The sequence below is a fragment of the Paenibacillus sp. JSM ZJ436 genome, from assembly GCF_044383795.1.
Lineage (GTDB): Bacteria > Bacillota > Bacilli > Paenibacillales > Paenibacillaceae > Paenibacillus_AQ > Paenibacillus_AQ algicola.
Genome location: NZ_JBISEO010000012.1, coordinates 21,684 through 48,314, shown reverse-complemented (window position 1 = coordinate 48,314; position 26,631 = coordinate 21,684). Strand labels below are relative to the sequence as shown.

26 protein-coding genes are annotated in these 26,631 nt (G+C 52.4%); 3 read left to right on the top strand and 23 right to left on the bottom strand.

Going from position 1 to position 26,631, the window contains the following annotated elements:
• Window positions 1-14 precede the first annotated feature (14 nt).
• From ruvX to cymR, 8 genes are all read right to left on the bottom strand, one after another.
• On the bottom strand, window positions 15-425 hold the full coding sequence (ruvX, locus tag ACH6EH_RS15095; protein WP_138225137.1) for a Holliday junction resolvase RuvX: 411 nt from the start codon (window positions 423-425) through the stop codon (window positions 15-17).
• 10 nt (window positions 426-435) lie between these two features.
• Entirely contained in the window at window positions 436-696 is a 261-nt protein-coding gene (locus ACH6EH_RS15090; protein ID WP_138225136.1) for an IreB family regulatory phosphoprotein, read from the bottom strand.
• Between the two features lie 164 nt (window positions 697-860).
• Window positions 861-3,485 (bottom strand): alanine--tRNA ligase, encoded by a 2,625-nt coding sequence (alaS, locus tag ACH6EH_RS15085; RefSeq protein ID WP_397332923.1) that lies wholly within the window; start codon window positions 3,483-3,485, stop codon window positions 861-863.
• A gap of 443 nt (window positions 3,486-3,928) precedes the next feature.
• On the bottom strand, window positions 3,929-4,993 hold the full coding sequence (locus ACH6EH_RS15080; protein ID WP_397332922.1) for an AI-2E family transporter: 1,065 nt from the start codon (window positions 4,991-4,993) through the stop codon (window positions 3,929-3,931).
• Between the two features lie 150 nt (window positions 4,994-5,143).
• Window positions 5,144-5,353: a hypothetical protein gene (locus tag ACH6EH_RS15075; RefSeq protein WP_175415399.1), complete on the bottom strand. Its 210-nt coding sequence runs from the start codon at window positions 5,351-5,353 to the stop codon at window positions 5,144-5,146.
• 14 nt (window positions 5,354-5,367) lie between these two features.
• On the bottom strand, window positions 5,368-5,889 hold the full coding sequence (locus tag ACH6EH_RS15070) for a PRC-barrel domain-containing protein (RefSeq protein ID WP_138225132.1): 522 nt from the start codon (window positions 5,887-5,889) through the stop codon (window positions 5,368-5,370).
• A 125-nt stretch (window positions 5,890-6,014) separates the two neighbouring features.
• Window positions 6,015-7,160 (bottom strand): cysteine desulfurase family protein, encoded by a 1,146-nt coding sequence (locus tag ACH6EH_RS15065; RefSeq protein WP_397332921.1) that lies wholly within the window; start codon window positions 7,158-7,160, stop codon window positions 6,015-6,017.
• An 11-nt stretch (window positions 7,161-7,171) separates the two neighbouring features.
• Window positions 7,172-7,591: a cysteine metabolism transcriptional regulator CymR gene (cymR, locus tag ACH6EH_RS15060; RefSeq protein ID WP_138225130.1), complete on the bottom strand. Its 420-nt coding sequence runs from the start codon at window positions 7,589-7,591 to the stop codon at window positions 7,172-7,174.
• 278 nt (window positions 7,592-7,869) lie between these two features.
• Here cymR and mnmA point away from each other — a divergent pair, with 278 nt between their 5' ends.
• Entirely contained in the window at window positions 7,870-8,979 is a 1,110-nt protein-coding gene (gene mnmA / locus ACH6EH_RS15055) for a tRNA 2-thiouridine(34) synthase MnmA (protein WP_138225129.1), read from the top strand.
• A 237-nt stretch (window positions 8,980-9,216) separates the two neighbouring features.
• Here mnmA and ACH6EH_RS15050 read toward each other — a convergent pair whose 3' ends face one another.
• From ACH6EH_RS15050 to ACH6EH_RS15040, 3 genes are all read right to left on the bottom strand, one after another.
• Window positions 9,217-10,113 carry a formylglycine-generating enzyme family protein gene (locus tag ACH6EH_RS15050; RefSeq protein ID WP_483875082.1) on the bottom strand — a complete coding sequence of 299 codons (897 nt, stop codon included), beginning with the start codon at window positions 10,111-10,113 and terminating at the stop codon, window positions 9,217-9,219.
• Between the two features lie 106 nt (window positions 10,114-10,219).
• Window positions 10,220-10,753, bottom strand: coding sequence for a chromate transporter (locus tag ACH6EH_RS15045; protein WP_138225115.1), 534 nt, complete (start codon window positions 10,751-10,753; stop codon window positions 10,220-10,222).
• Between the two features lie 38 nt (window positions 10,754-10,791).
• Window positions 10,792-11,421, bottom strand: a complete 630-nt coding sequence (locus ACH6EH_RS15040) for a chromate transporter (protein WP_138225114.1) — start codon at window positions 11,419-11,421, stop codon at window positions 10,792-10,794.
• Window positions 11,422-11,667: 246 nt separating this feature from the next.
• Between ACH6EH_RS15040 and ACH6EH_RS15035 the strand changes: the two genes are divergently transcribed.
• Window positions 11,668-12,867 (top strand): ROK family transcriptional regulator, encoded by a 1,200-nt coding sequence (locus ACH6EH_RS15035; protein WP_138225113.1) that lies wholly within the window; start codon window positions 11,668-11,670, stop codon window positions 12,865-12,867.
• 119 nt (window positions 12,868-12,986) lie between these two features.
• On the opposite strand, the gene ACH6EH_RS15030 is transcribed toward ACH6EH_RS15035, so the two are convergent.
• The 10 genes from ACH6EH_RS15030 to ACH6EH_RS14985 all read right to left on the bottom strand — a co-directional run bounded on the left by ACH6EH_RS15030 (window position 12,987) and on the right by ACH6EH_RS14985 (window position 23,133).
• On the bottom strand, window positions 12,987-13,523 hold the full coding sequence (locus tag ACH6EH_RS15030) for a PCYCGC motif-containing (lipo)protein (RefSeq protein ID WP_397332919.1): 537 nt from the start codon (window positions 13,521-13,523) through the stop codon (window positions 12,987-12,989).
• Between the two features lie 41 nt (window positions 13,524-13,564).
• Window positions 13,565-13,927 (bottom strand): fluoride efflux transporter CrcB, encoded by a 363-nt coding sequence (crcB, locus tag ACH6EH_RS15025; RefSeq protein ID WP_397332918.1) that lies wholly within the window; start codon window positions 13,925-13,927, stop codon window positions 13,565-13,567.
• Entirely contained in the window at window positions 13,924-14,346 is a 423-nt protein-coding gene (gene crcB / locus ACH6EH_RS15020; protein ID WP_397332917.1) for a fluoride efflux transporter CrcB, read from the bottom strand. The genes crcB (ACH6EH_RS15025) and crcB (ACH6EH_RS15020) overlap by 4 nt, the downstream gene beginning before the upstream one ends.
• Before the next feature lies 1 nt (window position 14,347).
• Window positions 14,348-15,655: a replication-associated recombination protein A gene (locus ACH6EH_RS15015; RefSeq protein WP_397332916.1), complete on the bottom strand. Its 1,308-nt coding sequence runs from the start codon at window positions 15,653-15,655 to the stop codon at window positions 14,348-14,350.
• 55 nt (window positions 15,656-15,710) lie between these two features.
• Window positions 15,711-17,897 carry a HelD family protein gene (locus ACH6EH_RS15010; protein ID WP_397332915.1) on the bottom strand — a complete coding sequence of 729 codons (2,187 nt, stop codon included), beginning with the start codon at window positions 17,895-17,897 and terminating at the stop codon, window positions 15,711-15,713.
• Between the two features lie 199 nt (window positions 17,898-18,096).
• A complete protein-coding gene (locus ACH6EH_RS15005) occupies window positions 18,097-18,852 on the bottom strand; it encodes a tRNA threonylcarbamoyladenosine dehydratase (RefSeq protein WP_138225108.1) in 756 nt (251 codons plus the stop codon).
• A 63-nt stretch (window positions 18,853-18,915) separates the two neighbouring features.
• Window positions 18,916-20,709 carry an aspartate--tRNA ligase gene (aspS, locus tag ACH6EH_RS15000; RefSeq protein ID WP_138225107.1) on the bottom strand — a complete coding sequence of 598 codons (1,794 nt, stop codon included), beginning with the start codon at window positions 20,707-20,709 and terminating at the stop codon, window positions 18,916-18,918.
• Between the two features lie 51 nt (window positions 20,710-20,760).
• Complete coding sequence (gene hisS, locus ACH6EH_RS14995; RefSeq protein WP_208203011.1) at window positions 20,761-22,005, bottom strand: histidine--tRNA ligase; 1,245 nt, start codon at window positions 22,003-22,005, stop codon at window positions 20,761-20,763.
• 107 nt (window positions 22,006-22,112) lie between these two features.
• Window positions 22,113-22,313, bottom strand: a complete 201-nt coding sequence (locus tag ACH6EH_RS14990; RefSeq protein WP_397332914.1) for a hypothetical protein — start codon at window positions 22,311-22,313, stop codon at window positions 22,113-22,115.
• A 364-nt stretch (window positions 22,314-22,677) separates the two neighbouring features.
• The gene (locus ACH6EH_RS14985; RefSeq protein WP_397332913.1) at window positions 22,678-23,133 is read right to left on the bottom strand and encodes a hypothetical protein; all 456 of its coding nucleotides are present in this window, start codon (window positions 23,131-23,133) and stop codon (window positions 22,678-22,680) included.
• 233 nt (window positions 23,134-23,366) lie between these two features.
• Here ACH6EH_RS14985 and ACH6EH_RS14980 point away from each other — a divergent pair, with 233 nt between their 5' ends.
• On the top strand, window positions 23,367-23,558 hold the full coding sequence (locus tag ACH6EH_RS14980; RefSeq protein ID WP_397332912.1) for a hypothetical protein: 192 nt from the start codon (window positions 23,367-23,369) through the stop codon (window positions 23,556-23,558).
• Window positions 23,559-23,724: 166 nt separating this feature from the next.
• Here ACH6EH_RS14980 and dtd read toward each other — a convergent pair whose 3' ends face one another.
• On the bottom strand, window positions 23,725-24,168 hold the full coding sequence (gene dtd / locus ACH6EH_RS14975) for a D-aminoacyl-tRNA deacylase (protein ID WP_138225105.1): 444 nt from the start codon (window positions 24,166-24,168) through the stop codon (window positions 23,725-23,727).
• 20 nt (window positions 24,169-24,188) lie between these two features.
• Complete coding sequence (locus ACH6EH_RS14970) at window positions 24,189-26,360, bottom strand: RelA/SpoT family protein (RefSeq protein ID WP_138225104.1); 2,172 nt, start codon at window positions 26,358-26,360, stop codon at window positions 24,189-24,191.
• Between the last annotated feature and the right edge of the window lie 271 nt (window positions 26,361-26,631).

Sequence of the window (26,631 nt, the reverse complement as noted above, 5' to 3'; positions counted from 1 at the left end):
TATCACCCTCACCTTTACCTTTTAGAGTCCAAGTAGTTTTGCAAAATTAAACTTGCAGCCATCTTGTCTATGACTTGCTTGCGCTTTTTGCGGCTGACATCGGCTTCCAGCAGCGTCCGCTCAGCAGATACCGTGGAGAGCCGCTCATCCCAAAGGTGAACGGGCAAGCACAGGGATTCCCGCAGCAGGACTGCGAACTCCATGCAGATTTCACCCCGAGGACCGATGCTGCCATTCATATTCTTGGGCAGCCCGACCACAATTTCACTTACCTCATGCTCTTTCACCAAGGCAGTGATGCGATCCAACCCGGTGTCTTCTCCGCGCCGTTCAATGACTTCGAGCCCTTGTGCTGTCCATCCGAACACATCGCTGAGCGCCACACCGATTCGACGGTCCCCGTAATCCAATCCCATGATCTTCATCCTTGCACTCCTAACGGTGACTGGCTAGGTAGAACCGGACCAGCTCTTCAATCAATTCGTCTCGCTCTTTCTTGCCGATCAGGCTTCTGGCATTGTTGTGCCGCGGTATATAAGCGGGGTCCCCGGAAAGCAAATAACCGACAATCTGATTGATCGGGTTATAATCCTTCTCGGTCAATGCGTCATATACCGACAGCATAATATCCCGGGCGGAAGCCTCCTGCTCATCACCTTTTACATTGAACTTGACTGTCTTATCCATTGAGTCCATGCGTGACACCTACCTTCTTCAAAGAACATGTTGCAGACCATCTTCGTTGAAAAAATATTTACCAGCTTGATCTAGTTCTATCATAACACACACGCCGTCGCCTTTGGAAATGCAGGAGCAAAATTTCAGCGGATTATTCCCGCTGGGATGCAGCAGGCGCCGCATTAAGCGCCCGCTACCAGCTCCTCCGCCCGCTTCAGGGCTGCCTGCAGCTTGGAAGCATCCTTGCCTCCAGCCTGGGCCATATCCGGACGGCCGCCGCCCCCGCCGCCGCAAACCGCTGCTACTTCTTTCACCAGTTTGCCCGCATGAAGCCCTTTCTCTACAAGCTCTTTCGGCACGGATACGACAAAGTTCACCTTATCGCCCATAACTGCACCAAGCACAACGACCGTCTCGCTCAGCTTGCCCTTCAGCTCATCCGCTACCGTACGCAAGGCATCCATGCTTCCAGCCTGCACTTCAGCGGCCAGCAGCTTGGTGGTTCCCGCTGTGATAACCTTGTCGCTCAGCTGTCCGGCTTCGATCGCGCTCAGTTTGCCCTGCAGGGATTCATTCTCGCGGGAAAGCTCCTTCAGCTGCTGCTGCAGAGCCTCCACCCGCTTCGGCACATCCTGGAGGCCACTCTTTAGAATAGCTGCGGACTGCTTCAAAATATCGACCTGGGATTCCGCAAAATAGTAGGCCGAGCGACCGGTGACAGCCTCAATTCGGCGAACACCCGAGCCGATTCCGCTTTCACCGATCAGCTTGAATATGCCAATTTCAGAGGTGTTCTGGACGTGACAGCCTCCGCATAGCTCCAGACTGTAATCGCCAACCTGAACGACGCGCACCACCTCACCATATTTCTCGCCGAAGAGGGCCATCGCTCCCATCGCTTTGGCCTCGTCGATGGATTTGTTCTCGATCACTACCGCAGTGCCCTTCCAGATTTGCACGTTCACGCGGCGCTCGATATCCGCGAGCTCCTCCGGCGTAATGCTGCCAAAGTGAGAAAAGTCAAAACGCAGACGTTGCGGCTCTACAAGAGATCCGGCCTGATTGACATGATCCCCCAGCACTTCCTTCAGCGCTTTATGCAGCAGGTGCGTTGCCGTATGATTCTTCACAATGTCGCGGCGCTTGTCGGAATCCACCTGTGCTTGCACAGCGCCATGAACCTTCAGCTCGCCCGCTTCCACGGTGACCAGATGGACATGCTGACCATGCGGTGCCTTGAACAATCCTTCCACCCGCGCGCGGACGCCTTCGCCTTCCAGAACCCCCTGGTCGCTGACCTGACCGCCGCTCTCGGCATAAAATGGCGTGGCATCCAGAATGACCTGACAGGACTGGCCTTCACCAACCTGCTCCACAAAGCCTTCCTCTGTAACTAGGGCGATGACATTAGCAGCACAAACGGTGTCATTATATCCAATAAATTCACTTTTAACCGTGTAATCGGACAGCACACCGCCCTGCACCTTCATGCTCTCGGTCTCTTGACGGGCACTGCGCGCACGATCGCGCTGTTCCTGCATCGCGGCATCAAAGCCCTCACGGTCTACCGTCAGGCCATGCTCCAGTGCATAATCCTCCGTCAAATCGAACGGGAAGCCATACGTATCATACAGCTTGAACGCATCACCGCCACTGATTTGAGCTTGTCCCTGCTCCTTAGCACGTGCACTAATGTCCGCGAGAATACCTAGTCCGTCTGATAGTGTTCTGTGGAACTGCTCCTCTTCCGTTGCAATGACCTTCTCGATAAACTCGCGCTTCTCCACAACCTCCGGATAATACACGCCCATAATATCTCCCACAACTGCCGTCAGGCTATACAGGAATGGCTTGTCCAGGCCGATCACCTTGCCATAGCGAACCGCACGGCGCAGCAGGCGCCGAATCACGTAGCCTCGTCCTTCATTGGAAGGCAGCACCCCGTCACCGACCGCAAACGCCACCGTCCGGATATGATCGGCAATCACCTTGAACGCAACATCGGTTTCTGTGCTGTGGTTGTACTTGACGCCTGCCAGCGCGGCGGTCTGCTGAATAATCGGCTGGAACAGATCAGTATCGAAGTTGGAATCTACATTCTGAAGAATGGAGGCAAAGCGCTCCAGGCCCGCCCCGGTATCAATGTTCTTATTCGGAAGCGGTGTATAGCTGCCATCTTTGTTATGGTTGAACTGGGAGAAGACGAGGTTCCAAACCTCCAGATACCTTTCATTTTCCCCACCCGGGTACAGCTCAGGATCGGAAGCGTCATTTCCGTAAGCTTCGCCGCGGTCATAGAAAATTTCCGTACACGGACCGCAAGGCCCCTCGCCAATATCCCAGAAATTGTCCTCCAGCTTCACAATGCGGCTGGCTGGCAGCCCGATTTTCTCATTCCACAGCTTGTAGGCTTCCTCATCCTCCGGATAGACCGTAACGGACAGCTTCTCGGGATCAAAGCCGATCCATTTGCGATCCGTCAGAAACTCCCACGCCCATGTAATGACCTCTTCCTTAAAATAATCGCCGATCGAGAAGTTGCCCAGCATTTCAAAAAACGTGTGGTGACGGCGCGTTTTGCCGACATTCTCAATGTCATTGGTCCGGATGCATTTCTGCGAATTCGCAATCCGCGGATTGTCCGGCTTCTCACGCCCGTCAAAGTAGGATTTCAGCGGAGCCATACCGGCGTTAATCCACAGCAGCGACGGGTCGTTGTGCGGTACCAGGGAGGCACTGGGCTCAACCTTATGTCCTTTCTCTGCAAAAAACTCCAGCCATTTGGAGCGGATTTCACTTGCTTTCATGTTCTTCATCCTCCGTTTATTTAGGTTGTTTTGGAATATAAAATGATGGGATATGTCGGGTTTTGAGCATAAAAAAAGCCCCTGAATAGAATCAGGGACGATGTTTATCGCGGTACCACCCTGGTTACCTCCTTGCCTTCCAGCACTTCTTGTCCTTAAAAAGCAAAGCTTCGGACAGGCTAAAAGAGATCGCCTTGTTGCGGCATTAGATAACGGCTGCCAGCCGGTGAGGTTAGGCTCACACTCGGAAATCTGCTTTCGATCAGCGATGCTTTGAAGCTCTTGCACCCAACGCTGCAGCACGCAGCAGGAGCTTCTTCTCTGGTAAAGCATCCGGCAGATCTACTTCTTTCCCTCATCGATTTAGGTCATATGGACTTAATATTTTCAAGTATATCCATGCCCTCTGCTTCTGTCAATGAAGGGCAATCCCTTTTATAGGGTCAGGTTTTCCGGCGAACGGCGTAGGCGAAAAAATGCTGCAGCAGCACCTTCATAACCGCAAAGACCGGTACCGCCAAAATCAGTCCCACCATGCCGGCAAGCTGTCCGCCGACGAGAAGCGCAAAAATAATTAACAGCGGATGCATATGAAGCTTTTTGCCGACAACCTGCGGAGAAATCACGTTGCCCTCCAGCATCTGACACACAACATTCACCAGGGCCGCAAGCAGCAGCAGCTTCAGTGAAATGGTTGACGCCATCAGTAGGGCCGGAGCCGCACCGAAGAACGGGCCGACGTACGGAACAATGTTAAACAGGGCCACAATGCTGGCAAACAGCAGCGCGTACGGCATTCCGATAAGCATATAGCCGATATATGCCAGCACTCCGATAATCAGGCAGACGATAAACTGCCCCCGAACATAGTTGCCCAGCGCTGTATCAATCTCTCGCAGCATGGTTACAATCGACTTTCTGCGGCCCCGGGGCAAATAAGAAACTGCCGTTCGTTGGAACACTTCGAAATCCTTCAAGATGTAAAAGATTAGAAAAGGTACCACCAGAATGTTAAACAGCACACCGATCGTCGTGCCGATATTGTCCATAAACTGCGAAATACTGCCAGCGACACGGGTTTCCATATGGTACAACCAGCTGTTCATGCCTGTGCGAACACCGGGCGGCAGTATTTTGCTGTCTAGGCTGCTCATCAGGCTCTGGGCATGCATCGTAAATTCGGGAAGATGCTCATTGAGCTCCTCCAGCTGGCGGATCAGCATCGGAATCATGTTTATGATGATAACGGCCAGGCAGGTCAGAAATACGGCATAAATAAGCAGCACTGCTATGCTTCGAGGCATCTTGCGCTCCGAGAGCAGACAGACGATGGGATTTAACACATAGGATATGATCATGGCAATTAAAAACGGCGCCAGCACGGCCTTTAAGAATCGGTATACGTCCATCAGCATCGGCCGCAGCAGCCATACGAAATATAAAATAATCAGGGAAAGCAGCACCCAGATCAGCAGCCTGAACCATTTGCTTGCACCCAGCTGATCCACAAGACATCCTCTCCTTCCACAGCTTTCAGAAGCCACCTGCCTTGTAAGTATATGTACGAGCCCTGCAAATTATAAAAAAAGAATCACACCCTGTGAGCGCCCATGCGCCATAAGGGTGTGATTCCCGTCATGATTCTATGTAAATCTGCGTCAGTTAGAAGCCTGCATGGGAGGAAAATCCTGCGGATATTCCTCGCCAAAGAACAGATCATCCAGCGAGCTGAGTGTTCCATCCTCTTCCACCTGATATACAGACATTTTCTCACCATTGACAGTTAATTCAATAAAGCATCCCCAGCAGTAAAATTGGTGCGAGCCAATCTTACCAATATCCTTGGAATTGCAATTTGGACATTTCAACATCCTAACCTCACCTATCCATTCACAGAATTAATGGCTTTCTCCAGTCGCTGTTCGCTGAGCGGGGGCACCATAACGGCACTTTCTCCAATACTCATCTCCGGGGTGCAAGGCAGCCATCTGCGGCCTTCAATCAAGTCCGATACAAATCCGTCTGAAATTTCGAGTCCTAGTACTTTATTGCCCTGTTCCTGCTCAAAATAAACATCCGAAATGCGTCCGAGCAGCATCCCGTCCTCTGTCAGCACCTGCATCTCTTTCAATTTCCGCCGCCCCAGCAGATAGGTATAGGGTATTTGGTCAGCATCCGTCTTCTCGATCACTTCTTCACTCCGGATCATGACGGCATCCTCTCCATAAGCCTCAATGTTGTCCCATGATACGGTTTTCACATGTGAGGAAAAGAGAGCCTTGCCTTCCAGCTCAAAACCGGTAATATTCCATTGTTCATCTAATATAAAATCGTGGATTTTCCCAATCTCCTTGCCGTTCTCCACGTCGAATACAGCGAGTCCAATCATTTCCTGAAGCTTCATAAGACTTGGATACCTCCTCATCCCTTTACGAATTCGCACGATGATAGCGATGGCCGCTGCTCGTGCTAAGGATGAAATGGACTACTGACACCTCCTGACCCATTTCAAGAGAGAATCCTTGAGGGTTATTTACGCAGCCGTTTCAGGAAGGTTCCAATTTTTTGTGATGTGTACTCCATTTCTTGAGTAGTATTACCCAAACCAAAACTAAAGCGAATCGCGGAGCGATAAACATTTTCAGGAAGGTTCATTGCCAGCAGAACATGTGAAATTTCAAGGGAGCCTGACGTGCAGGCGGAGCCACTCGCCGCTGCTATGCCTGCCATATCCAGATTCATCAGCATCGTTTCTGTAGGGATGCCCGGGAAGCTGATATTCAGAATATGCGGCATGTAGTGCTCCTCGCTGCCATTGATGACGAAAGCTTCTTCGCCGATTTCGGCGCGAAGTCCGGTTAGCAGCGTGCTGCGCAGCTCTTCTGCATGACCCCGGCGCTTGGAAAGGGATGGCACGGCAAGCTCCAGAGCCTTGGCGAAGCCGGCAATGCCCGCCATATTCTCGGTGCCTGCCCGGCGCTTCTTCTCCTGCAGGCCGCCGTGCTGACGCGGTGCCAGGGAAGTTCCTCGGCGATGGACAAGCGCACCGATTCCCTGCGGCCCGTTCACCTTATGTGCCGAGAAGCTCCATAAATTCACCGGCAGCTCCCGGCACGAGATCTCCTCCATCCCCAGCGCCTGAACAGCGTCCGTGTGCATGACAATGCCGCGGCTGCGCGCCAGCTCCCCAATCTCGGCGATAGGCTGAAGCGTGCCCACTTCATTGTTGCCATACATAATCGTAATCAGCGCTGTCTCATCTTGAATGCTTGCTTCTACATCACTTACAGATACCCGTCCTGTCTTGTCCACCGGCAGATAAGTTACCTCCCAGCCCTGCCGTTCCAGCTCATGACAGGTGTGGAGCACCGCATGGTGCTCCACAGACGATGTGATGATATGCTTGCCGCGGGCATGATCTGCCGCCAACGTTCCCAGAATAGCCAGGTTGTCGCTCTCTGTACCGCCAGATGTAAAGATCAGCTCATCCGGATCACAGCCGAGCAAGGCTGCAATCCGGTCACGGGAGCCATTCACGATCTTTTTGGCTTCGCGGCCGAAGCCGTGAACGCTGGAAGCATTCCCGAAGTGCCCGGTCATGACGGACATCATCGCCGCTGCGGCCTCCGGGTGCATTGGAGAGGAAGCCGCGTGATCCAAGTAAATTTTGTTCATCCCTGCACCGCCTATATATAGAACATATAATTGTCCGAAGCGGACTGTTCCTGATAGTGAATCATGTTGTCCAGCGTTGTGGAGTCAAGCACCTCGGCAATACTGTCCCGAATGCGCAGCCACAAATCCCGCTTAGCCGGGTCATCCTCTTCCGTAAAATCGACCGGGGAAATCGGTCCCTCCAGCACGCGGATAATGTCACCGGCCGTTATGCTTTCCGGCTCCCGGGACAAAATATAGCCGCCGTAGGCACCGCGGATGCTCTTGACGAGCCCGGCATTACGCAGTGGAGCAATGAGTTGCTCCAGATAATGCTCAGACAGCTGATTTTTCTCGGCAATGCTCTTCAGCGAGGTCGGCCCTTCTCCGAACTTGGCCGCCAGCTCCATCATAATCGTCAATCCATATCTGCCTTTTGTTGATATCTTCATTAAGGGGACACCTCTCTACAATGGTTGTTATATGTTTATTTCTTCCTTGATTTCATCGGAAAATGGAAAAGATTTCACACCCTCATTAACATAACCTCTTTATTCCGATCAAATACCTCTGTATATGGTAACATACCATAGCCGTTTATGGGGAATTTTCAGGAGCTGTTCATCAAATTGTTCACCTGGAGTGGACAAATCATGTCCGTGTAGAGCTGGACAGGTTGTGATAGAATACAGGTATGGGCACAATTCAAATTAGAAAATGGTGATCAACAATGACAGAACAAGCAACCCGCAAGCGGATCGTCGTCGGTATGTCCGGTGGTGTCGATTCTTCCGTGACCGCGCTGCTTCTGAAGCAGCAGGGCTATGAAGTTATCGGCATCTTCATGAAAAACTGGGACGATACTGATGAATTCGGCTATTGTACCGCAGAAGCGGACGCCGAGGACGTACGCCGTGTCTGTGAGCAGCTGGATATCCCGTATTACACCATCAATTTCGAAAAGGAATATTACGATAAAGTATTTTCCTATTTTCTGGATGAATATAAGGCAGGCAGAACCCCGAACCCGGATGTCATGTGCAATCGTGAAATCAAGTTTGGCGAGTTTCTGAACAAGGCTATCGATTTGGGTGCGGATTATGTGGCCACCGGTCACTATGCGCGTGTTGTGGAGAACGACGGAGTGTATTCTCTTCTCCGCGGCGTGGACAGCAATAAAGATCAGACCTACTTCCTGAACGCGCTCAATCAAGAACAGCTGTCCAAAGCGATGTTTCCAATCGGTCATTTACCGAAGCCGGAGGTTCGCCGCCTCGCAGAGGAAGCAGGACTGTACACGGCCAAGAAGAAAGACAGCACAGGCGTCTGCTTTATTGGCGAGCGCAACTTCAAAGAATTTCTGGGACAATACTTGCCGGCGCAGGGCGGAGATATGGTCGATATTGTGACAGGGGACGTGAAGGGACGGCATGACGGGCTGATGTATTATACGCTAGGTCAGCGCCAGGGCCTCGGCATCGGCGGCTCCGGCTCCGGAGAGCCTTGGTTTGTGGCCGACAAGAACCTTCAGGATAACATCCTGTACGTCGTTCAAGGTGACCACCCAAGCCTGTATTCTACCGGCCTTGTTGCCTCCGGCCTGAACTGGATTGCAGGGGAAGCGGCTGTGCCCGCCGCGTCATTCACCTGCACCGCCAAATTCCGTTATCGTCAGCCGGACCAAGAGGTTACCGTCACCCGCCGGGAAGACGGGACTGCCCATGTGGCCTTTGCCTCTCCGCAGAAAGCGATCACGCCAGGGCAGGCCGTTGTCTTTTATGACGGAGAAACCTGCTTGGGCGGCGGAACCATAGAATTGTCAGAGAAAATCTCGTATTAAACCCAAAGAGGCTGTCCCCCAAGTAGATTCTTGTTTAACGAGGCAGCTCACTTGAGTGAGACCTGAAGCAAAAAATAAAGACATGGTGGAGTCAGGGAGGTTATCCCAGCACCGCCATGTCTTTATTTTGGTTTATTGCCGCCTTGCTGTTATTTCTCCTCTACGGCGGCAAACGAGGCCATCCCGCAAGACCCTAGATCTTGTGGGACAGCCTCTTTTGTGTCTGTTTCCATACCACTACAAAGATCGAGCAACCCGAAACCCGCAATTGCCTGTTGAGCTGTCCGGCGTGTTGGAGCTGCGCGCAGCCACCCGGTACCGATTGCAGTATGAGCGGTGACATAAGTAGGATCCGCCCCGCATGGAGCGCTTTCCGGTAGAACGACTATAGCGGGGGTTGTCCGCGGAAGTGGTCTGATGGTAATCCGGGCTGAACCAGTCACTGCACCACTCCCACACATTTCCTGACATATTATAAAGACCGTATCCGTTAGGCAAAAAGGCATCCATCGGTGCGGTGCCGACATAGCCATCCAGTTCACTGTTACGCACGGGGAATTTGCCCTGCCAGATGTTACAGCGATGCTCGCCGTCCACCTTCAGCAGATCTCCCCATGGATATGTTCTGCGCTCCAATCCTCCGCGGGCCGCATACTCCCACTCCGCCTCCGTAGGCAGCCGGACTCCCGCCCAGCGGCAATAGGCATCCGCATCATTCCATGAAATATGAATGACCGGATGATCCAACCGATCCTCCACATGAGACCCCGGACCCTCCGGAGCATTCCAGTAAGCCCCTTCCACGACATACCACCAGGGAACATCCCGCGGCACATGCTCGACATGCTGCTTGATCTCCTCGGGCACCAGCAGGTGAAACACATAAGACCAGCCAAAGCTTTCAGCCTCTGTAACATAGCCTGTAGCATCCACAAAAGCCTTATATTCCGCATTAGTGACCGCATAAGGAGCGATCTCGAAGGCATCAAGCTGGACCTTGCGCTCTGGCCCCTCTCCGTCGGCCGGAAAGCCGTCCGTAGAGTTCGTACCCATCCAGAAGGCTCCGCCAGGCAGGCTGACCATCGCCCCGGCATGCTCTTTTCCTTCGCCTGGCAAAAGAGTAGCCTCTGTCATCACCTGCTCCTTAACGGCTTGATTGGCGTTGCTGCGGCTAGCGGCACAGCAGTTACCGGATGAACTCATATCTCTTCCCCCTTTAATATGGAAGCTTTAATTTAATTTAGAATAACACAATGCCGGCTGCAGCGGCTGCCAGAATGAGCAGCAGCGGATGCAGCTTGTAGCGGATCAGAAGCAGCAGGCTAAGGCCGCAGATGATCAGGGTGCCAATGCTGCTCCAGGTCACAGCAACCTCGCCGTTGCCAAGAAAGCCGAAGTGCAATGCAGCATAAACGATCAGCCCGGTTACGATCGGTCTTAATCCATAGAATGAGGAGCGCACAAGGCTGTTATGGCGAACCCGGAAAAATAAAGTGGCAAGCGTAACAATAATCAGCAGCGAGGGCAGTACAATCCCGGCTGTGGCAGCCATGGCCCCGGCTGCGCCGGAGGTCTTGAAGCCGATCAGCGTCGCCGTGTTCGTGGCAATCGGTCCCGGCGCCATTCCGGCCAGCGCCACCGTACTCTGAAACTCGTCGTTCGACAGCCAGCCGTACTCGGATACCTCGAATTGAATGAGTGGAATGACGGCATAGCCTCCACCGAAGGAGACAAAGCCTATTTTAAGAAAAGTAAGAAATAATTGCAGCAGCATGCGTAATGAACCCCCTTTAATGTAAAGCCGTTACACCGTTAGATATAATACTCCGGACTGTAGGATTGAGGGGTTGCGTTCACAACGATTTCCTTCTCGGTTTGAATCGACAGCCCGATCCAGCGCTTGATCTGAATAAACACAATACCTGCCAGAATGCCAAAGCCAATCATATAAATCGGACTGATCGGGAAGACGACGAGAATAATGACTGCGGAAGCCATCATGACGGCCGTTGATATATCAAATACCGACTGCTTTGCCATCCGATAAGCGGCTAAGAGGATAAGTGCAATGACGGCCCCTTGAATGCCCTGCAGCGCAGCCTGAGTCTTCTCATGGTCATGAAACATCAGGTAGAACACGCTCAGTAAAATGACAATGAGGAAAGTAGGAAGCGTAATGCCGATCACTGCTGCTGCTGCGCCGGGAACTCCAGCCTTGCGGTACCCGATAAATGCTGCTGCGTTAACGCCAACGCCTCCCGGTGCCGAGCCGGAGAGGGAAATCATATCTGCCATTTCCTTTTCATCCATCCATCCCCGCTTCACCATAATCTCCCGTTCAATAACAGGCAGCATAGCGTATCCGCCCCCGAATGTAGACGGTCCAATCTGAAAAAAAGCTTTGAACAGATCTATAATTAAACGACGCCGTTCGTTAGACAAGGAAGGTCACCTCCAAAGATGTTTGCTTTCATACCTCTATTGTAGCACCTTTATTCCATTTTGGAATTAAGTATTTTGACCATTCTTGAATTTAAAGCATTTTTCATTTTAATTCAGAGTAAGTTCATCAAATTTGTAGTTATTTAAACCACTTTATACATCTTTGGAAGAAAGACTTTTCTTGGAAAAAAAGGCCTGCTTTCGTTATAATCATACATAGAACTTCCACAAGGAGCCTAAATCGCTATGCAGACTGAAGATTTGTACACGCCATCATCCAAAATGCTCATATACTCCCTCATTGCAGAAGCCGGCTCCATCACCAAGGCTGAGCTCCAGCACAAGACCCTGATCAAGAGCAGCACCCTGACCCGGCTGCTGGATGAAATGCTGGAGCAGCACTTGATCGAGGCTGCGGATCTTGGTCCCTCCCGGGGCGGCAGGCGTCCCATACTATACCGGATCACTCCGGATTATGGATATATTTTTGGACTGGAGGTATCCCGGATTCATTCCTCTCTCGGTCTGTTCGATATGCAGCTGAATCCTAAATCCTTGATTCACTGGCATATGGATGAGGGCATGACACCGGAGCGGTTCAAGGAATATGTGCTGCGCCATATGCGGATGTTTCTTCGGGACCATCAGATCGCACCGGAACGCATTCAGGGACTCGGGATCGGGGCCGTTGGCCCGTTGAACCGGTCTACGGGAACGATTTTGAATCCGCAATATTTCCCGGCAAGAGGCTGGAGTGATGTTCCGATCTGCCAATGGTTCCAAGAGGAAACCGGCTTTCGGACGATTCTGGAGAACGGGGTCAATTCAGCGCTCATTGGAGAGCAGTGGTCACTGCGGCATGAGAACATCCAGCACGTGCTGTATGTTCACGCTGGCGTCAGCCTCCGCTCTGCCATGATGTCTCATGGCCGCATCGTTCATGGGGCCATGGATATGGAGGATGCCATTGGACAAATGATTGTCCAGGCAGGCGGATTAAGGCTGAATAATACGGGGAATTATGGAGCGCTGGAAGCCTATGCTTCCATTGAAGCCATGGAGCAAAAGGCTCAGTCCGATGCCAAAATGGGTCGCGCTCTGTTCCGGCAGCAAAAGGAGCTGCCCCCGGAGCAGATTAATTTTGATGTGTTGATTCAGGCACTGAAGGCCTCTGAGCCCTACGCGGTGGAGCTGTTCAGCCAGTCCGCATCCTACTTCGGCATCGGGCTTAGCAACCTGATTCATATATTCCAGCCGGAAAAGGTCATATTGGGAGGCGCCCTGATCCACTCCAATACGATGTACTACAATACGGCCATACAAATTGCGGCTGCCAACACTGGCTATAACGCACAGTACAAGCCGCAGTTTACCAAGGGGCAGCTGATGGAGGCTGCCTCTGTAACCGGCGCCGCGCTTCATTTAAGAAACTCCATTGAGCTGTAAGCTTCAGCCCCTCCACCCGCGACGGATCTGAGGTGCTGACAATCTTGTGAATAACAGAAAAGAGCTCCGGAAGGCGAGAATTCGCCCTTCGGAGCTCTTTTTACAATGATAGAAGACCGTTATGAGGCCGGCATCGGCGTCGGAGTTGGCTTTGCATAGCCGTTCTCGTATTTGGCATCCACAGCCTCGCGAATCTCACTCAGACTCTTCCCTTCGGATTTCAGCTTGGCGGATTCCACAGCAATATCCAGGCAGACGCCGCAGCGCGTACCATGATCATCCCACAGTATGCTCCCGTCTTCCCGTACCTCTTTAATGAAGCAGTTCAGATTGCTCTCGTGTCCCGCGCTTTCCCCGCAGCCGCAATAGCACGGGATGTACGGAAGCACATCTGTAATTTGAGCAGCGATGCTGTAGACAGCGCGAATGTCATTGCTCTTGCCGTCCAGAAAAGAAGGCAGCACCTCACCCGATGACGTCAACTCTTGAAGGTCTCCATTACTCAACTTGTGCTGAGAGCCGTGCTCCTGCAGATGATGGTCAACCTCATGTTCCGCTGCATGCTCTCCCGCATGATCATCTTGAGCCCCCCCGTTGCCGCAGCCGCTAACCAGCAGGACCGCCGTCAGCAGCCATACAGCCCCTGATTTACGCATGATGATTCCCCCTTTTGCATTGTAAAAACCGGTATACCCCTTTACAGGATCAGTCGTGAAGTATAATACCCTGCCGCCGCACCTGACAGTCCCAAAATGAGCGTGACGGCCACGTAAAGCACAGCCAGCCGCCTCTTCTTCTGCATCATCAATGTCACCGTCTCATAGCCAAACGTGGAAAATGTAGTGAACGCTCCACAAAAGCCGATGCCCAGCAGGGCATACAGCTGCGGAGACAGCGCCTGCTCATTCGCGACAATGACGCCAAGCAGCATAGATCCCGACACATTTACGACGGTCGTGCCCCTAGGAAAGCCCTTGCCTGAATACCCGAGACGCAGCCCGGCCGCATATCGTGCTGCCGCACCGAGCATGCCTCCTACCGCAATATATAGCGCAATCATCGGCGATCCGCCTCCCTCAGAGGCGTGCTCTTTCTTCCCAGCCAGAGGCCTCCCCAAGATAGCAAGAGTCCGCCTATAAGACTACAGGCGATATAGGCTAGTGCAGACAAGTGCTGTCCGCTCTCTAGGAGTCGGAGTAACTGAACACTAAAGGTGGACATGGTTGTGAAAGCCCCCATTAAACCGGTTCCCAGCAGCAGCGTGGCCTCTGCCGGAAGCTTCACAGCAGCAGCGCCGCCGCCCAGCAGCCAGCCCAGCAGGAGGCACCCCGCCAGATTCACAAGCAGGATGCCCAGCGGAAAGCCGGAGGCGGGTGCAGGAATTGCGGCATCCAGACCAGATCTGGCGAGCGCCCCTGCGGCCCCGCCGACAGCGACGAGAAGTATATTTTTGCCCTTGCCCGGAATAGAGCCCGTCACGTTATTCTCCTTGGCGCAGGCGCTGATTGTGAGCAATCTTCTGCTCGCTTCCCTGCTCCGTTGCCCGGTAAAACACTTTGTTCTGGAGCTCCCTCGGGAGATACTCCTGCTTCACATAGTGACCGGGATAGTCATGGGGATAACGATATCCCTCATGCCCGAGCTTCACGGCACCCTTGTAGTGGGTATCCCTCAAATGCAGCGGCACCTCCGCGGAGGGAACCTGCTCTATTGAAGCCATGGCCGAATGGATCGCGGTATATACGGCATTGGACTTCGGGCTTTCCACGCAAAAAAGAATCGCCTGGGCAATATTCAGCTTGGCCTCCGGCCAGCCGTTATTGCGGTAAGCCTCCAGTGCGCTCACGGCCTGAACCATTGCCTGGGGATTCGCCAGGCCAATATCCTCGCTGCTCGCTGCAATCAGCCTGCGAATAAAAGTCATGGGATCCATCCCAAGCTTCTCTACCGCATATAAGAACCAGAAGAGCGCCGCATCGCTGGAGCCGCGAATGCTTTTGTGAAAGGCAGACAAGACGTCGTACTGGGTAGATTCGTCCGCCTTTACAATCGGCCGCCGGATAGATTCCTCTGCTACGGCCAGAGTAACATGCACAGTTCCGGTGGCGTCCGGCGGTGTGGTCATGGCTGCTAGCTCCAGCGCATTCAAGGCTCTGCGGATATCTCCGTTCGCCATGGCTGATATATGAGCCAGTGCGTCATCATCTGCCACAAGGTCCATAAATCCCAATCCGCGTTCGTTGTCCTTCAGGGCCCGGTGCATGGCCTCCAGTGCATGCTCCTTCGTAAGCGGCTGCAGCTGAAACAAGGTGGACCGGCTCATCAAGGCTCCGTTAACATAATGAAACGGATTCTCTGTCGTCGCCCCTATAAAAATAATCGTCCCCTTCTCTACAGCAGGCAGCAGCGCGTCCTGACGGGCGCTGTTAAAGCGGTGCACCTCATCCAGGAATAGAATGGTCTTGCTGCCGTATAGGGATCGATTGTTCTGGGCCTGCTCGATCACCTCTCTGACGTCCTTGACGGAGGCGTCCACAGCGTTTAATCGGACGAACGTCCCTTGGGTATGCCGGGAAATGATATGCGCCAATGTGGTTTTACCGCAGCCCGGAGGTCCGTACAGCAAGATGGACGAAACCTGATCGCCTTCCACAGCCCGACGCAGCAGCTTGCCCGGTCCTATAATATGCTCTTGACCTATATATTCATCGAGGCTTTGAGGACGCATCCGATCGGCCAGCAGCCGTGCGGCCGCGTCCTCCTCCCGCCCTATGGAGAACAAATCCATGCGAACACTTCCTTTTGTACATCGTTGAGGTCATGCTGCATCTATCATAACACACTTACAGCGCTTCTAGCTCTGCCGGCCAGCCCGTCTCTCCAGCCGCTGATCCCAGGTATGCCGGCAGCTCTTCCTCATACATCAGCCACAGCTCATGCAGAGCACGCGTACAGCCCACGTACATCAATCGGGCATCCCATTGCTTCTCCGGATAATGCCGTCGATCGGCATCCGCCAGGATGACGGCATCGAATTCCAGCCCTTTGGAGAGATACACCGGAAGAATGGATAAGCCGCCGTGATAGGTCCCTTCGCTTCCGTCGATCAGGTTGAGGTCACGACATTCTGCTGCCAGCGCAGCATGAAGTGCTCTTGCCTCCTGCAAGGTACGGGTCAGAATGGATACGGTCCGGTAGCTCCCTTTTTGACTTAAATGCCGCAGCGCCCGCGCCAGCTCCTCTACTCGGCTGCTGGATCCCGGATTTCCATAAGGAATGAGCCGCACAGGATCTCCGCTTCGAAATACAGGCACCGCCAGGAGGGGACTGTGAACCCCTTTGTCCAGAATCATATTTCCGAACTCGATAATTTCCATCGTAGAACGGTAGCTTCGAGTGAGCGCAAAATATGCCTGATGCTCCTCGTCAAACCAGGAGCTCATTTCTTCCCAGGCATGCACGCCCTTATAGCCGTGAATGCCTTGCGATAAATCTCCCAAAATCGTGAAGGAATGGCCTTGCACAAATTGGTCCAATAACGCGATTTGAATCGGCGAGAAATCCTGCGCTTCATCAATGACTACATGATGAAAACGCTGCTCTCCTTCGATCTCATGAAGCAGGGTATGAATGTACACCAGCGGCGCCAGATCCTCCTCCCGCAGAAGCCCTTTTTTCAAATCCTTGCGCGCCGCAGAGCGAGTGGCCTCCGGGATGCTGCTGGTCATATCCGCTTCCCAGAATGGAGCCTTTGTCACCCCGAAAATTTGCTTATACAGATTTAGCGGCTCCAGTTTCGGCCATTGGTTGGCATAGGACTTTTCTCGCTGCGAGGCTTTCTTCTTCCGCTCTTTGAGAGCGGCTAGCGATGGCGATTTCTTCAGCTCCATTTCTACCCAGCGATGCATTCTTGCAAGCACTCTTTCCTTGCGCTTCGCGAGCGGATACGGCTTATATTCAGCCTCATACCACTCGCGTATGGTTTCCTTACAGAGCAGGGCCCCTTCCCACGGTACGAAATCCATGTCCGGCAGCGCCGCATGCTCCAGCTGCTCTATACAGCGCTGAATCAGCTTCATGAACGAGATCGAGCCTTTGTACCGTCCACTGATCTCATCACTCAGCTCCCGCGTGCCTTTCCCTGGCTCGGTTTCAAACCAGTAGGCCAAGGTATCTGCACCTTCCTGCTCCGTCAGCGACATTTCCAGCAGCTCTTGCGCCCAGCTGGTAAATGTTCGCTGCTGAATATCTCCAACGCCAAGCTCTGGCAGCACCTCTGAAATATAGTCCAGAAACATACGATTTGGCGCGAAAATAATCATTTTGTCTGCGGACACCTGCTCCTTATACTGATACAGCAAAAAAGCAAGCCGATGCAGCGCCACGGTCGTCTTCCCGCTGCCCGCCACGCCCTGGATAATCAGAGCCGTGTTCTTGACGGCACGGATAATCTTGTCCTGCTCGGCCTGAATCGTTGATACGATATCCCGCAGCTTGTTATCCTTGTTCTCCCCCAGACGGTAGACGAGAAATTCATCAGTGACGGCAGGCCCGCCCCCTCCCCGCTGATAGGTGTCAGATACTCGTTCCAGAATCTGCTTGCGAATCATGACGTTGCGTTTCAGATACACCAAGCCTTCGATCAGCCCCTCTGGAGCTTCATAAGAAGCAGGCTCGTCTCCACCGGTAAAGGAGTAGAACAGGCTCGCCACAGGAGCCCGCCAGTCAATGACCACGGGATGCTCCCCGGCCTCCTCCCGGTCAAAGCCCGTCTTGCCTATGTATAATGCATATTGCTGCTCTTTGCCGTTCTCATGGAAATCAAGCCGGCCAAAATAGGGCTGAACTTGGCTCTTGGCAAGCGACTGCCTCCGTTCCTCCCGGCCGGCCTCCAGCAGCTGCTCTGTAAAATCATGTCCCGTATACACAGGCACACTGCGCAGCCGTTCCAGCTGCTGCTCAATTTCATGAAGAGTTTTGTTTAAATGCCGCTCTTCTTCTTGATAGGCACTTTGAAAAGCATCCGTCACCTTCAGTTACCTCCTAAGAATCTCAAATGTATCCTGAATTGTATCATTTATCATGAATCCTGATCAGGAAAAGGACACTCATTGTAGCACATGGACTTCACGGCGACAAACTTTTTTAGAACCGAGTAAAAGACAAGAAACAGGCGCCGGAAGTCCGCTCTGACACCTGCGGTCTTCTAACGCCTGCAATCCTGTGATGCTATGTTGAAATTCCAGCCTTCTCCAGCAGCTCCCGCACAGCTACCGACACCATAATCAGGCCGGCAACCGGGGGAACAAATGCGTTGCTCGCCGGAGGCTGCTTTGCTTTGCGGATTTCCGGAGCATTCTCCGGCACAATCTTGTCGGTTACATCCTTCCGCGGCTTCATCGGCTCTTCCAGGGAGAAGACCACCTTGACGCCCTTCTTAATCCCGTCCTTCCGAAGCTTGGTACGGATCACTCGTGCAATGGGATCCATCGACGTCTTTGAGATGTCGGCCACCTGGAACTTGGTCGGATCCATCTTATTAGCTGCGCCCATGCTCGAAATGATCGGAATGCTGCGCTTCAGGCATTCCTTGATCAAATGAATCTTGTACATGATCGTATCTGATGCATCCAAGACATAATCCAGATCATATTTGAACAGCTCTTCATACGTCTCATCCGTATAGAACATATTCAGCGCAATCGCTTCGCACTCCGGATTGATCAGCTTCACCCGCTCCACCATCAAGTCGGCCTTCTTCTGTCCGACGGTCGAGGTCAGTGCATGAATCTGGCGGTTGATATTGGTAATGTCCACGACATCCTTGTCGATCAGAATAATGCGGCCTACGCCCGTGCGCGCCAGAGCTTCGACGGCAATCGAGCCGACACCGCCGATGCCAAGCACAGCTACCGTGCTGTTCTTCATCGTCTCCAGCCCTTCCGGGCCAATCGCAAGCTCGGTGCGCGAAAATTGATGCAGCATGGATTTGTTCCTCCTTCTTACATATGGTTAGAGCGCTGTATCTTCACAACGGGCAGCGCAATACTATCCGTTGCTTTCTTTCTTCTCTTCTACCGGCTTCTTGGCCAGCTTAATGTGCAGCTGCTCCAGCTGACCTCCATCCACCTCGGACGGAGAATCCATCAGCAGATCGGTTGCGTTCGCGGTTTTCGGGAACGCAATCGTCTCACGCAGGTTCGTACGTCCAGCCAACAGCATAACAAGCCGGTCAAAGCCGAAAGCAATGCCGCCATGCGGCGGTGTGCCGTATTCAAACGCATCCAGCAGGAATCCGAACTTCTCGTAAGCTTCCTCGGGAGACAAGCCGAGGGCTGCAAACATTTTTTCCTGAACGTCACGCTTGTAGATCCGCATGGAGCCGCCGCCAACCTCATAGCCGTTCAGAACCAGGTCATACGCCTGTGCACGAACACTGAGCGGGTCGCTCTCCAGACGCTCGACATCCTCATCATTAGGACGAGTGAACGGATGATGCTCTGCTACATAGCGCTTCTGCTCTTCATCGTAGCTTAGCAGCGGGAAGTCCAGCACCCAGGCAAATTTGAATTCTTTATCGTTGATCAAGCCCAGCTGACGGCCGATTCGCAGACGCAGTGCGCCCAGAACATCCGCAACGACCTTTTTCGTGTCCGCCGAGAACAGCAGCAGATCGCCTTCTTCCGCGCCAGTGCGCTCCTTCACCGCTTCAATCTCTTCGGGAGTAAAGAATTTCACGATCGGCCCCTTGAATTCGCCTTCCTTCACTTGAATCCAGGCCAGGCCCTTCGCACCGTAGCGGGCAGCAAATGGTCCAAGGTCATCAATTTCCTTACGTGTCCATGTACCGCAGCCTTTAGCGTTCAGGCACTTTACTTCGCCGCCTTTTTCGATTACGGAAGCGAACACCTTCACACCGCTGTCAGCTACGATATCATTCATTTCAATCAGTTCCATGCCAAAGCGCAGATCCGGCTTGTCCGAGCCGTATTTGCCCATCGCGTCCGCATGGCTGATGCGCTGGAACGGAGTCGCCAGCTCAACGCCAATCGTTTCCTTAAACAGGCGAACCATCAGCTGCTCCATCATCGACAGCAGGTCATCGCGCTCCATGAAGGAAGTCTCGATGTCGACCTGTGTGAACTCCGGCTGACGGTCAGCACGAAGATCCTCATCCCGGAAACAGCGGGCGATCTGGTAATAACGCTCCAGGCCGCTGACCATCAGCAGCTGCTTGTAAATCTGCGGGGACTGCGGAAGTGCAAAGAACTCCCCTGCATGCACGCGGCTTGGCACCAGATAATCCCGCGCGCCTTCTGGCGTGCTTTTGGTCAGAATCGGTGTTTCGACATCTGCAAACCCTTCTCCATCCAGGAAGTCGCGGAAAATCTTCGACGCCTTGGAACGAAGCATGAGCGTCTGCTGCATTTCCGGCCGGCGCAGATCGAGGTAACGGTACTTCAAGCGCAGCTGCTCGTCCACCTCAACACCGTCCTCGATAAAGAACGGAGGCGTTTTGGCGGCGTTCAGCACTTCAATCTCGGTAACCTGAACCTCAATTTCACCTGTAGCCAGGTTCTTGTTTACGGTTTCCGGATCACGCTGAACGACTTTACCGGTTACTGCCAGCACGTACTCACTGCGAACCTTGTCAGCCACAGCCAGCGCTTCGCCGGAGAAATCCGGATTGAATACCACCTGCATAATTCCGCTGCGGTCGCGCAGATCAATGAACAATACGCCCCCCAGGTCACGGCGGGTTTGTACCCAGCCGTTCAGTGTTACCGTCTCTCCGATATTTGCAGCCGTCAACTGACCGCAATGATGCGTCCTTTTTAACATGATTTCATCTACCCCTCTTCATATATTTAAAGTCATTATGGCCGGGTTAACCTAACACAGTTCTCTATGCAGCTCATCAAGCCTTACCGTCCGCTGCTCTCCGGTTTCCATCGATTTCAGGGCAATCTCGCCTTTGGCCAGCTCATCGTCCCCCAAAATCGCCGTATAGCGCGCCTGCAGACGGTCTGCTGATTTCATCTGCGCCTTCATCTTGCGTCCCTGGTAATCCCGCTCTGCGGAAATGCCGGCACTGCGGAGCTGGAAAATAATCTTCGTAATTTCCTTCTCCGCCGCTTCTCCAAGCGCTACAAGATACACATCCAGCGGTTTAACCGCATTCAGCTCAATGCTCTGATGCTCAAGGATCAGCATAATCCGCTCCAGCCCGATGCCAAATCCGATACCGGTCTGATCCGGACCGCCGATCTGTTCCACCAGTCCATTGTAACGGCCGCCGCCGCCCACCGTATCAATCGCACCAATTCCCTGTGCTTTGAATTCAAACGCGGTATGGGTGTAGTAGTCCAGGCCGCGCACCATTCTCGGGTTGACCTCGTAGTTGACCTCCATCGCATCCAGGTAGGCCTTCACCTGTTCAAAATGCTGACTGCAGGCTTCATCCAGACTCTCCAAAATGGAAGGGGCTCCGTCAAACTTGTCCTGATCCTTCTTGCAGTCCAGCACCCGCAGCGGATTGCGGTCCATGCGGGATTGACAGTCACTGCACAGCTGATCCTTCATCGGCGTCAGGAAGGACAGCAGGCGCTCCCGGTAAGCCGCCCTTATTTCCGGTGTGCCCACGGAGTTGATTTCTACCTTGACACCGGACAGCCCCAGCTCCTTCGTAAACGAGTAGCCCAGAGCAATAACCTCCGCATCAATAGACGGGTCCGCAGCTCCGAACACCTCGATGCCGAACTGGTGAAACTGGCGGTATCGGCCGGCCTGCGGACGCTCGTAGCGGAACATCGGCGCAATGTAATACAGCTTTGTGACATCGGGCTCGCCATACAGCTTGTTCTGAACGTACGCGCGAACGACACCAGCCGTGCCTTCCGGACGCAGGGTCATGCTGCGGTCTCCCTTATCCTTGAAGGTGTACATTTCCTTCTCTACAATATCCGTCGTTTCACCTACGCCGCGCTCGAATAGCTCGGTCTGCTCGAACAGGGGTGTGCGGATCTCCCGAAAATTGTACCGCTGACAGAGGTCTCTTGCTTTGCCCTCCACGAACTGCCATTTCTCGACTGTACCCGGCAGCAGATCCTGGGTTCCGGTCGGATTCTTGAACTTCATCTCCGCCATGTTTCATATCCTCCAATTCATCTTTCTGTTCTCTAGAAATCAAAAAATCCCCCGCCCCGTTGTAACAAACAACAACAGGGACGAGAGATTGTCATCAATTAAATCACCCGTGGTACCACCCACATTCCGAAAAATCCCTCATACTGCATCTGGATTCTTCGCTCATCCGGATAACGCCCGGCCTGCGCAGAGCAGCTACTCTTGCTTGCAGCAAGCATTTCGCCGTCTGTTCTCGGGGAAGTCATTCGTCCATTCATCACGGAAATCCTTGCAGCCTGGAGGGATTTCTCTCTGATCATGTGGGGATGGATTACTTGGTCCCGTCATCAAATCATTATGACATGCAACCCTGTTCTCTACAGTGTTGCCTAAACATTATATTTTAAGATTGTAATGAACCGCCACGTTAAAGTCAAGAAATTCCTGACGAAATGAATCGATAGAGGTTGCAAAAGCTCAAAAAAAAACCTGCGATCTCATATCGCAGGTCCAAAAGAGTATATTAAAAGGGGGTCATGCTGTTATTATAAACCGCATATATTATCAGAACATGTAACTCATATTACAGTTATATTACAGTGGTGAAAGCGCTGCTATATTGTAAGGATATCATGAAAGACAGCAAAAAAGCCGCCATTGCTGACGGCTTTATCCCAAAGCATACTATTCGTTCTCAAATTTCTCGATGAAAGCGTGGTTGGAGCGCAGCTTGTGCACGATCTGATCATAATCAGCATCGCTGACCTTCGCTGTCAGCACATATTTAAGCTCATCGAAATCAACGTCATCCAGATCAGCCTCACGGTAATCGTCTGCATGTCCGTCCTTATCCCCCACAGGAAGATCCTCACGGTCACGATCCTCAGGCACACCCTGTACGTTGACAGCCGCACCCGCGCCTGCCGTATATCCGCCAGCGTAGCCTGTTCCAGTTGTGTTACTGCCGGCGTTAGAAGTACCGAATGGAATTAGCGGCACCAGGATATCAACCCGGCGTCCCACTGTTTCTTGCAGCTCACTGACTTCAAGCTGATCGGTCTTGTAGGTTAAAAGCGTTGTTTTAGCGCTTTCTGCTTCGTCTTCAGATCTGAAATAGGCTTGGAGATGCTTGGACATCATAAATTCCTCCTTTAGGATCAACTAGGATTATCGCTGTGATTGTAACGCTTTCCTTGCTTCCTATTACCCGCATCCCTCCATTTTCTAACATGACAATGCATCCCCGAAGGATGAAAAAGAGCTATTCCACAAGATCATTTTCGCGTAAGAACGTTCCTGCGCTCGCTGTTGCTCCAAATTTCATCCTTAACGATCAGACAATATAAATAAACCGCTCTTGGGTTAGATGGCAAGTGACTAAGCCACCATCTAAAAAAGAGCGGTTTTATTTCTTCATTACATATACCGTGGATCAGCTTGATCTGCCGTTTGCTGCTTCAGGGATGACTAGTTGTTTACCTTCGGATCAACAGGTCTTTCCCGCTTGCTCGTTGATCCGGGCCTCCGGGCTGGGCGGGGGCATGCAGCAGGCGATGTATGTGTAAAGCCTCGTGCATACCGGATGTCATCCCTAAAGCTGACTGCTTGCTATGCAGAAATTGAGGTGAATGCCGCATGAGATGCTCCTTTTTACATAAAAGTGCTTCTACACAGCATGCCCCTGTCTTCCCCGCACTATACCTACTGCTGCCGATTCTTCCAAGACTCATCTTAACTGCGACTGTCTAAGATCAGCGTCACCGGTCCCCAATTCGTAAGGGACACATCCATATCCGCTCCAAAAATTCCGGTTTCCACGCTAAGCCCTCTGCTTCTGAGCTCAGCATTAAACAGCTCGTACAGCTTCTGCGCCGCCTCCGGCCTCGCAGCCGCCATAAAGCTGGGCCGCTTGCCTTTTCGGGAGTCACCATACAATGTAAACTGAGACACCGACAGAATGGAGCCGCCCATATCCTGCACACTCAGGTTCATTTTGTGATCATCGTCCTCAAAAATCCGCAGTCCTGCTACCTTTTCCGCCAAATAAACGGCATCCTTTGTCTCATCCTCATGGGTAACACCCACGAGCACCATGAGTCCCTGCCCGATTTCGCCGGTAACCTGTTCACCGACAACGACCCGGGCATGCTTGCATCTTTGAATGACAACCTTCATGCCTGTTCCCCCTGGTCAAGTCACTGCATAATCCGATGGACGGTGTACACATCCTTCACACGCTTAATCCGCTCCACCACCGATTGAAGATGGTCCGTGTTGCGAATCAGAATGGTCATATGAATCATGGCCATCTTGTTCTTGTCCGATCGGCCGGTCACTGCCGAAATATTTGTCTTGCTCTCAGATACTGCCTGCAGTACTTCATTTAGCAGACCATTGCGGTCATGTCCCGTAACTTCAATATCTACGCTGTAGCTAGCTTCCACCGTTGATTCCCACTCGACCTCAATCACACGTGCCGCATCTTCCCCATCACCAGTAGCAGGAATGTTCGAGCAGTCTGCCCGGTGCACAGATACCCCGCGGCCGCGCGTCACATAGCCGATGATTTCATCGCCTGGCACCGGGTTGCAGCACCTGGCGAAGCGCACCAGTAAATTGTCAATGCCTTTAACCGTAACGCCATTGGTAGGACGGCTGCGCTTCTCGGGCGCCTTGATCTCCTTCATCTCGGAGGTCAGCCCAATCTGGTTCGCCTCCTCCTGCTCCTTGCGAAGCTTCTCGGTGAGCTTGGTCGTAATCTGGGCGGCCGTAATGCCTCCAAATCCGACGGCAGACAGCATGTCTTCGATATCGTTGAAGGCAAACTTTCTCGCCGCATCCATCAGCTTGTCATCACTCAGAAATTCAGAAGCCTCCAGACCCTGCCGTTTCATTTCCCGTTCCAGCAGGTCCCGGCCCTTTTCAACATTTTCTTCGCGCTTCTCTTTCTTGAACCATTGCTTGATCTTACTCTTGGCGTGGGAGGACTGGGCAATCTTCAGCCAATCCTGGCTCGGGCCATAAGAGTGCTTTGAGGTTAAAATCTCGACAATATCGCCGGTCTTCAGCTGATGATCCAGCGGGACAATTCTGCCATTCACCTTCGCCCCGATCGTCCGGTTTCCAACCTCGGTATGAATGCGGTACGCAAAGTCCAGCGGGACGGAGCCAGCAGGCAGCTCAATGACCTCCCCTTTAGGCGTAAACACAAAGACGAGATCTGAGAAAAAGTCCATTTTGAGTGATTCGACAAACTCCGAAGCATCCTTCGCCTCATGCTGAAGCTCCAGAATCTCGCGGAAGAACGTAATTTTGTTATCAAAATTAGCCGCCGCCGAGCCTTCCTTATATGCCCAGTGAGCCGCGATCCCGAACTCTGCGGTACGATGCATTTCCAGCGTCCGAATCTGTACCTCTGTCGGCTCTCCGTTCGGACCCACTACGGTGGTGTGCAGAGACTGGTACATATTCGCCTTCGGCATGGCGATATAATCTTTAAAGCGCCCCGGCATTGGCTTCCACAGCGTGTGAATAATGCCCAGGGTTGCATAGCAGTCCTTGATGTTGTCTACGATAATCCGGATGGCCAGCAGATCATAAATTTCATTAAACTGCTTATTCTTGACGGACATCTTGTTAAACACACTATAGATATGCTTCGGACGACCCGACAGGTCCGCCTGAATTCCCATTTCATCCAGCTTCTCCGCAATCCGTTCAATGACATTGTCGATGAACTGCTCCCGTTCAGCCCGCTTCTTGTGCATCAGATTGGCAATCCGGTAATACTGCTGAGGGTTCAAGTAGCGGAGCGCAATATCTTCCATTTCCCATTTAATAGCGGATATCCCGAGACGATGAGCAATAGGACAGAAAATCTCCAGGGTCTCATGCGAGATTCTCCGCTGGCTTTCCTCCGACTGGTATTTCAGCGTGCGCATATTGTGCAGCCGGTCCGCCAGCTTGATAACAATCACGCGAATGTCCCGAGCCATGGCTATGAACATTTTGCGATAGTTTTCATTTTGCTGCTCTTCCTTGGAGCCGAATTTAATTCGCTCCAGCTTCGTCAGTCCATCCACCAGCATCGCACAGGTCTCGCCGAACCTCGACCGGATCTCCTCGAGCGATACAGTCGTGTCCTCAACGACATCATGAAGCAGGGCAGCAATAATAGACAACGTGTCCATCTGCATGTTGACGACGATGTCTGCTACCGCAAGCGGATGTAAAATATACGGTTCTCCCGATTTGCGAATCTGCCCGTGATGAGCCTGCTCTGCAAATTCAAAAGCTTCCTGAATTCGAAGAAGATCGGGTTCTTTAATATAGGCGCCTGCCTTTTCAAGTAATCGCTCTATGCCCATTGAGAAGTCCTTTCTGATTGCGACGATGACTTTCTATATAAAACGAAAACCCGCCCAAGTCAAAACGCGCAGGTTGTTCTTCCGTGATGATTTTCCTTCCATTATGACGCTTTGTGCCGTATCCGTCAACACTAGCAGCCAGGTACATACAGGGCGTCACAGCCCTGTATGATCCATATCATGACAAACCTATCATGAATTGGAGCAGATATGAAAATTGTGATTGAAAAAACGAACATTTCTATATACTCTAGATAAGATCATAAAGAAA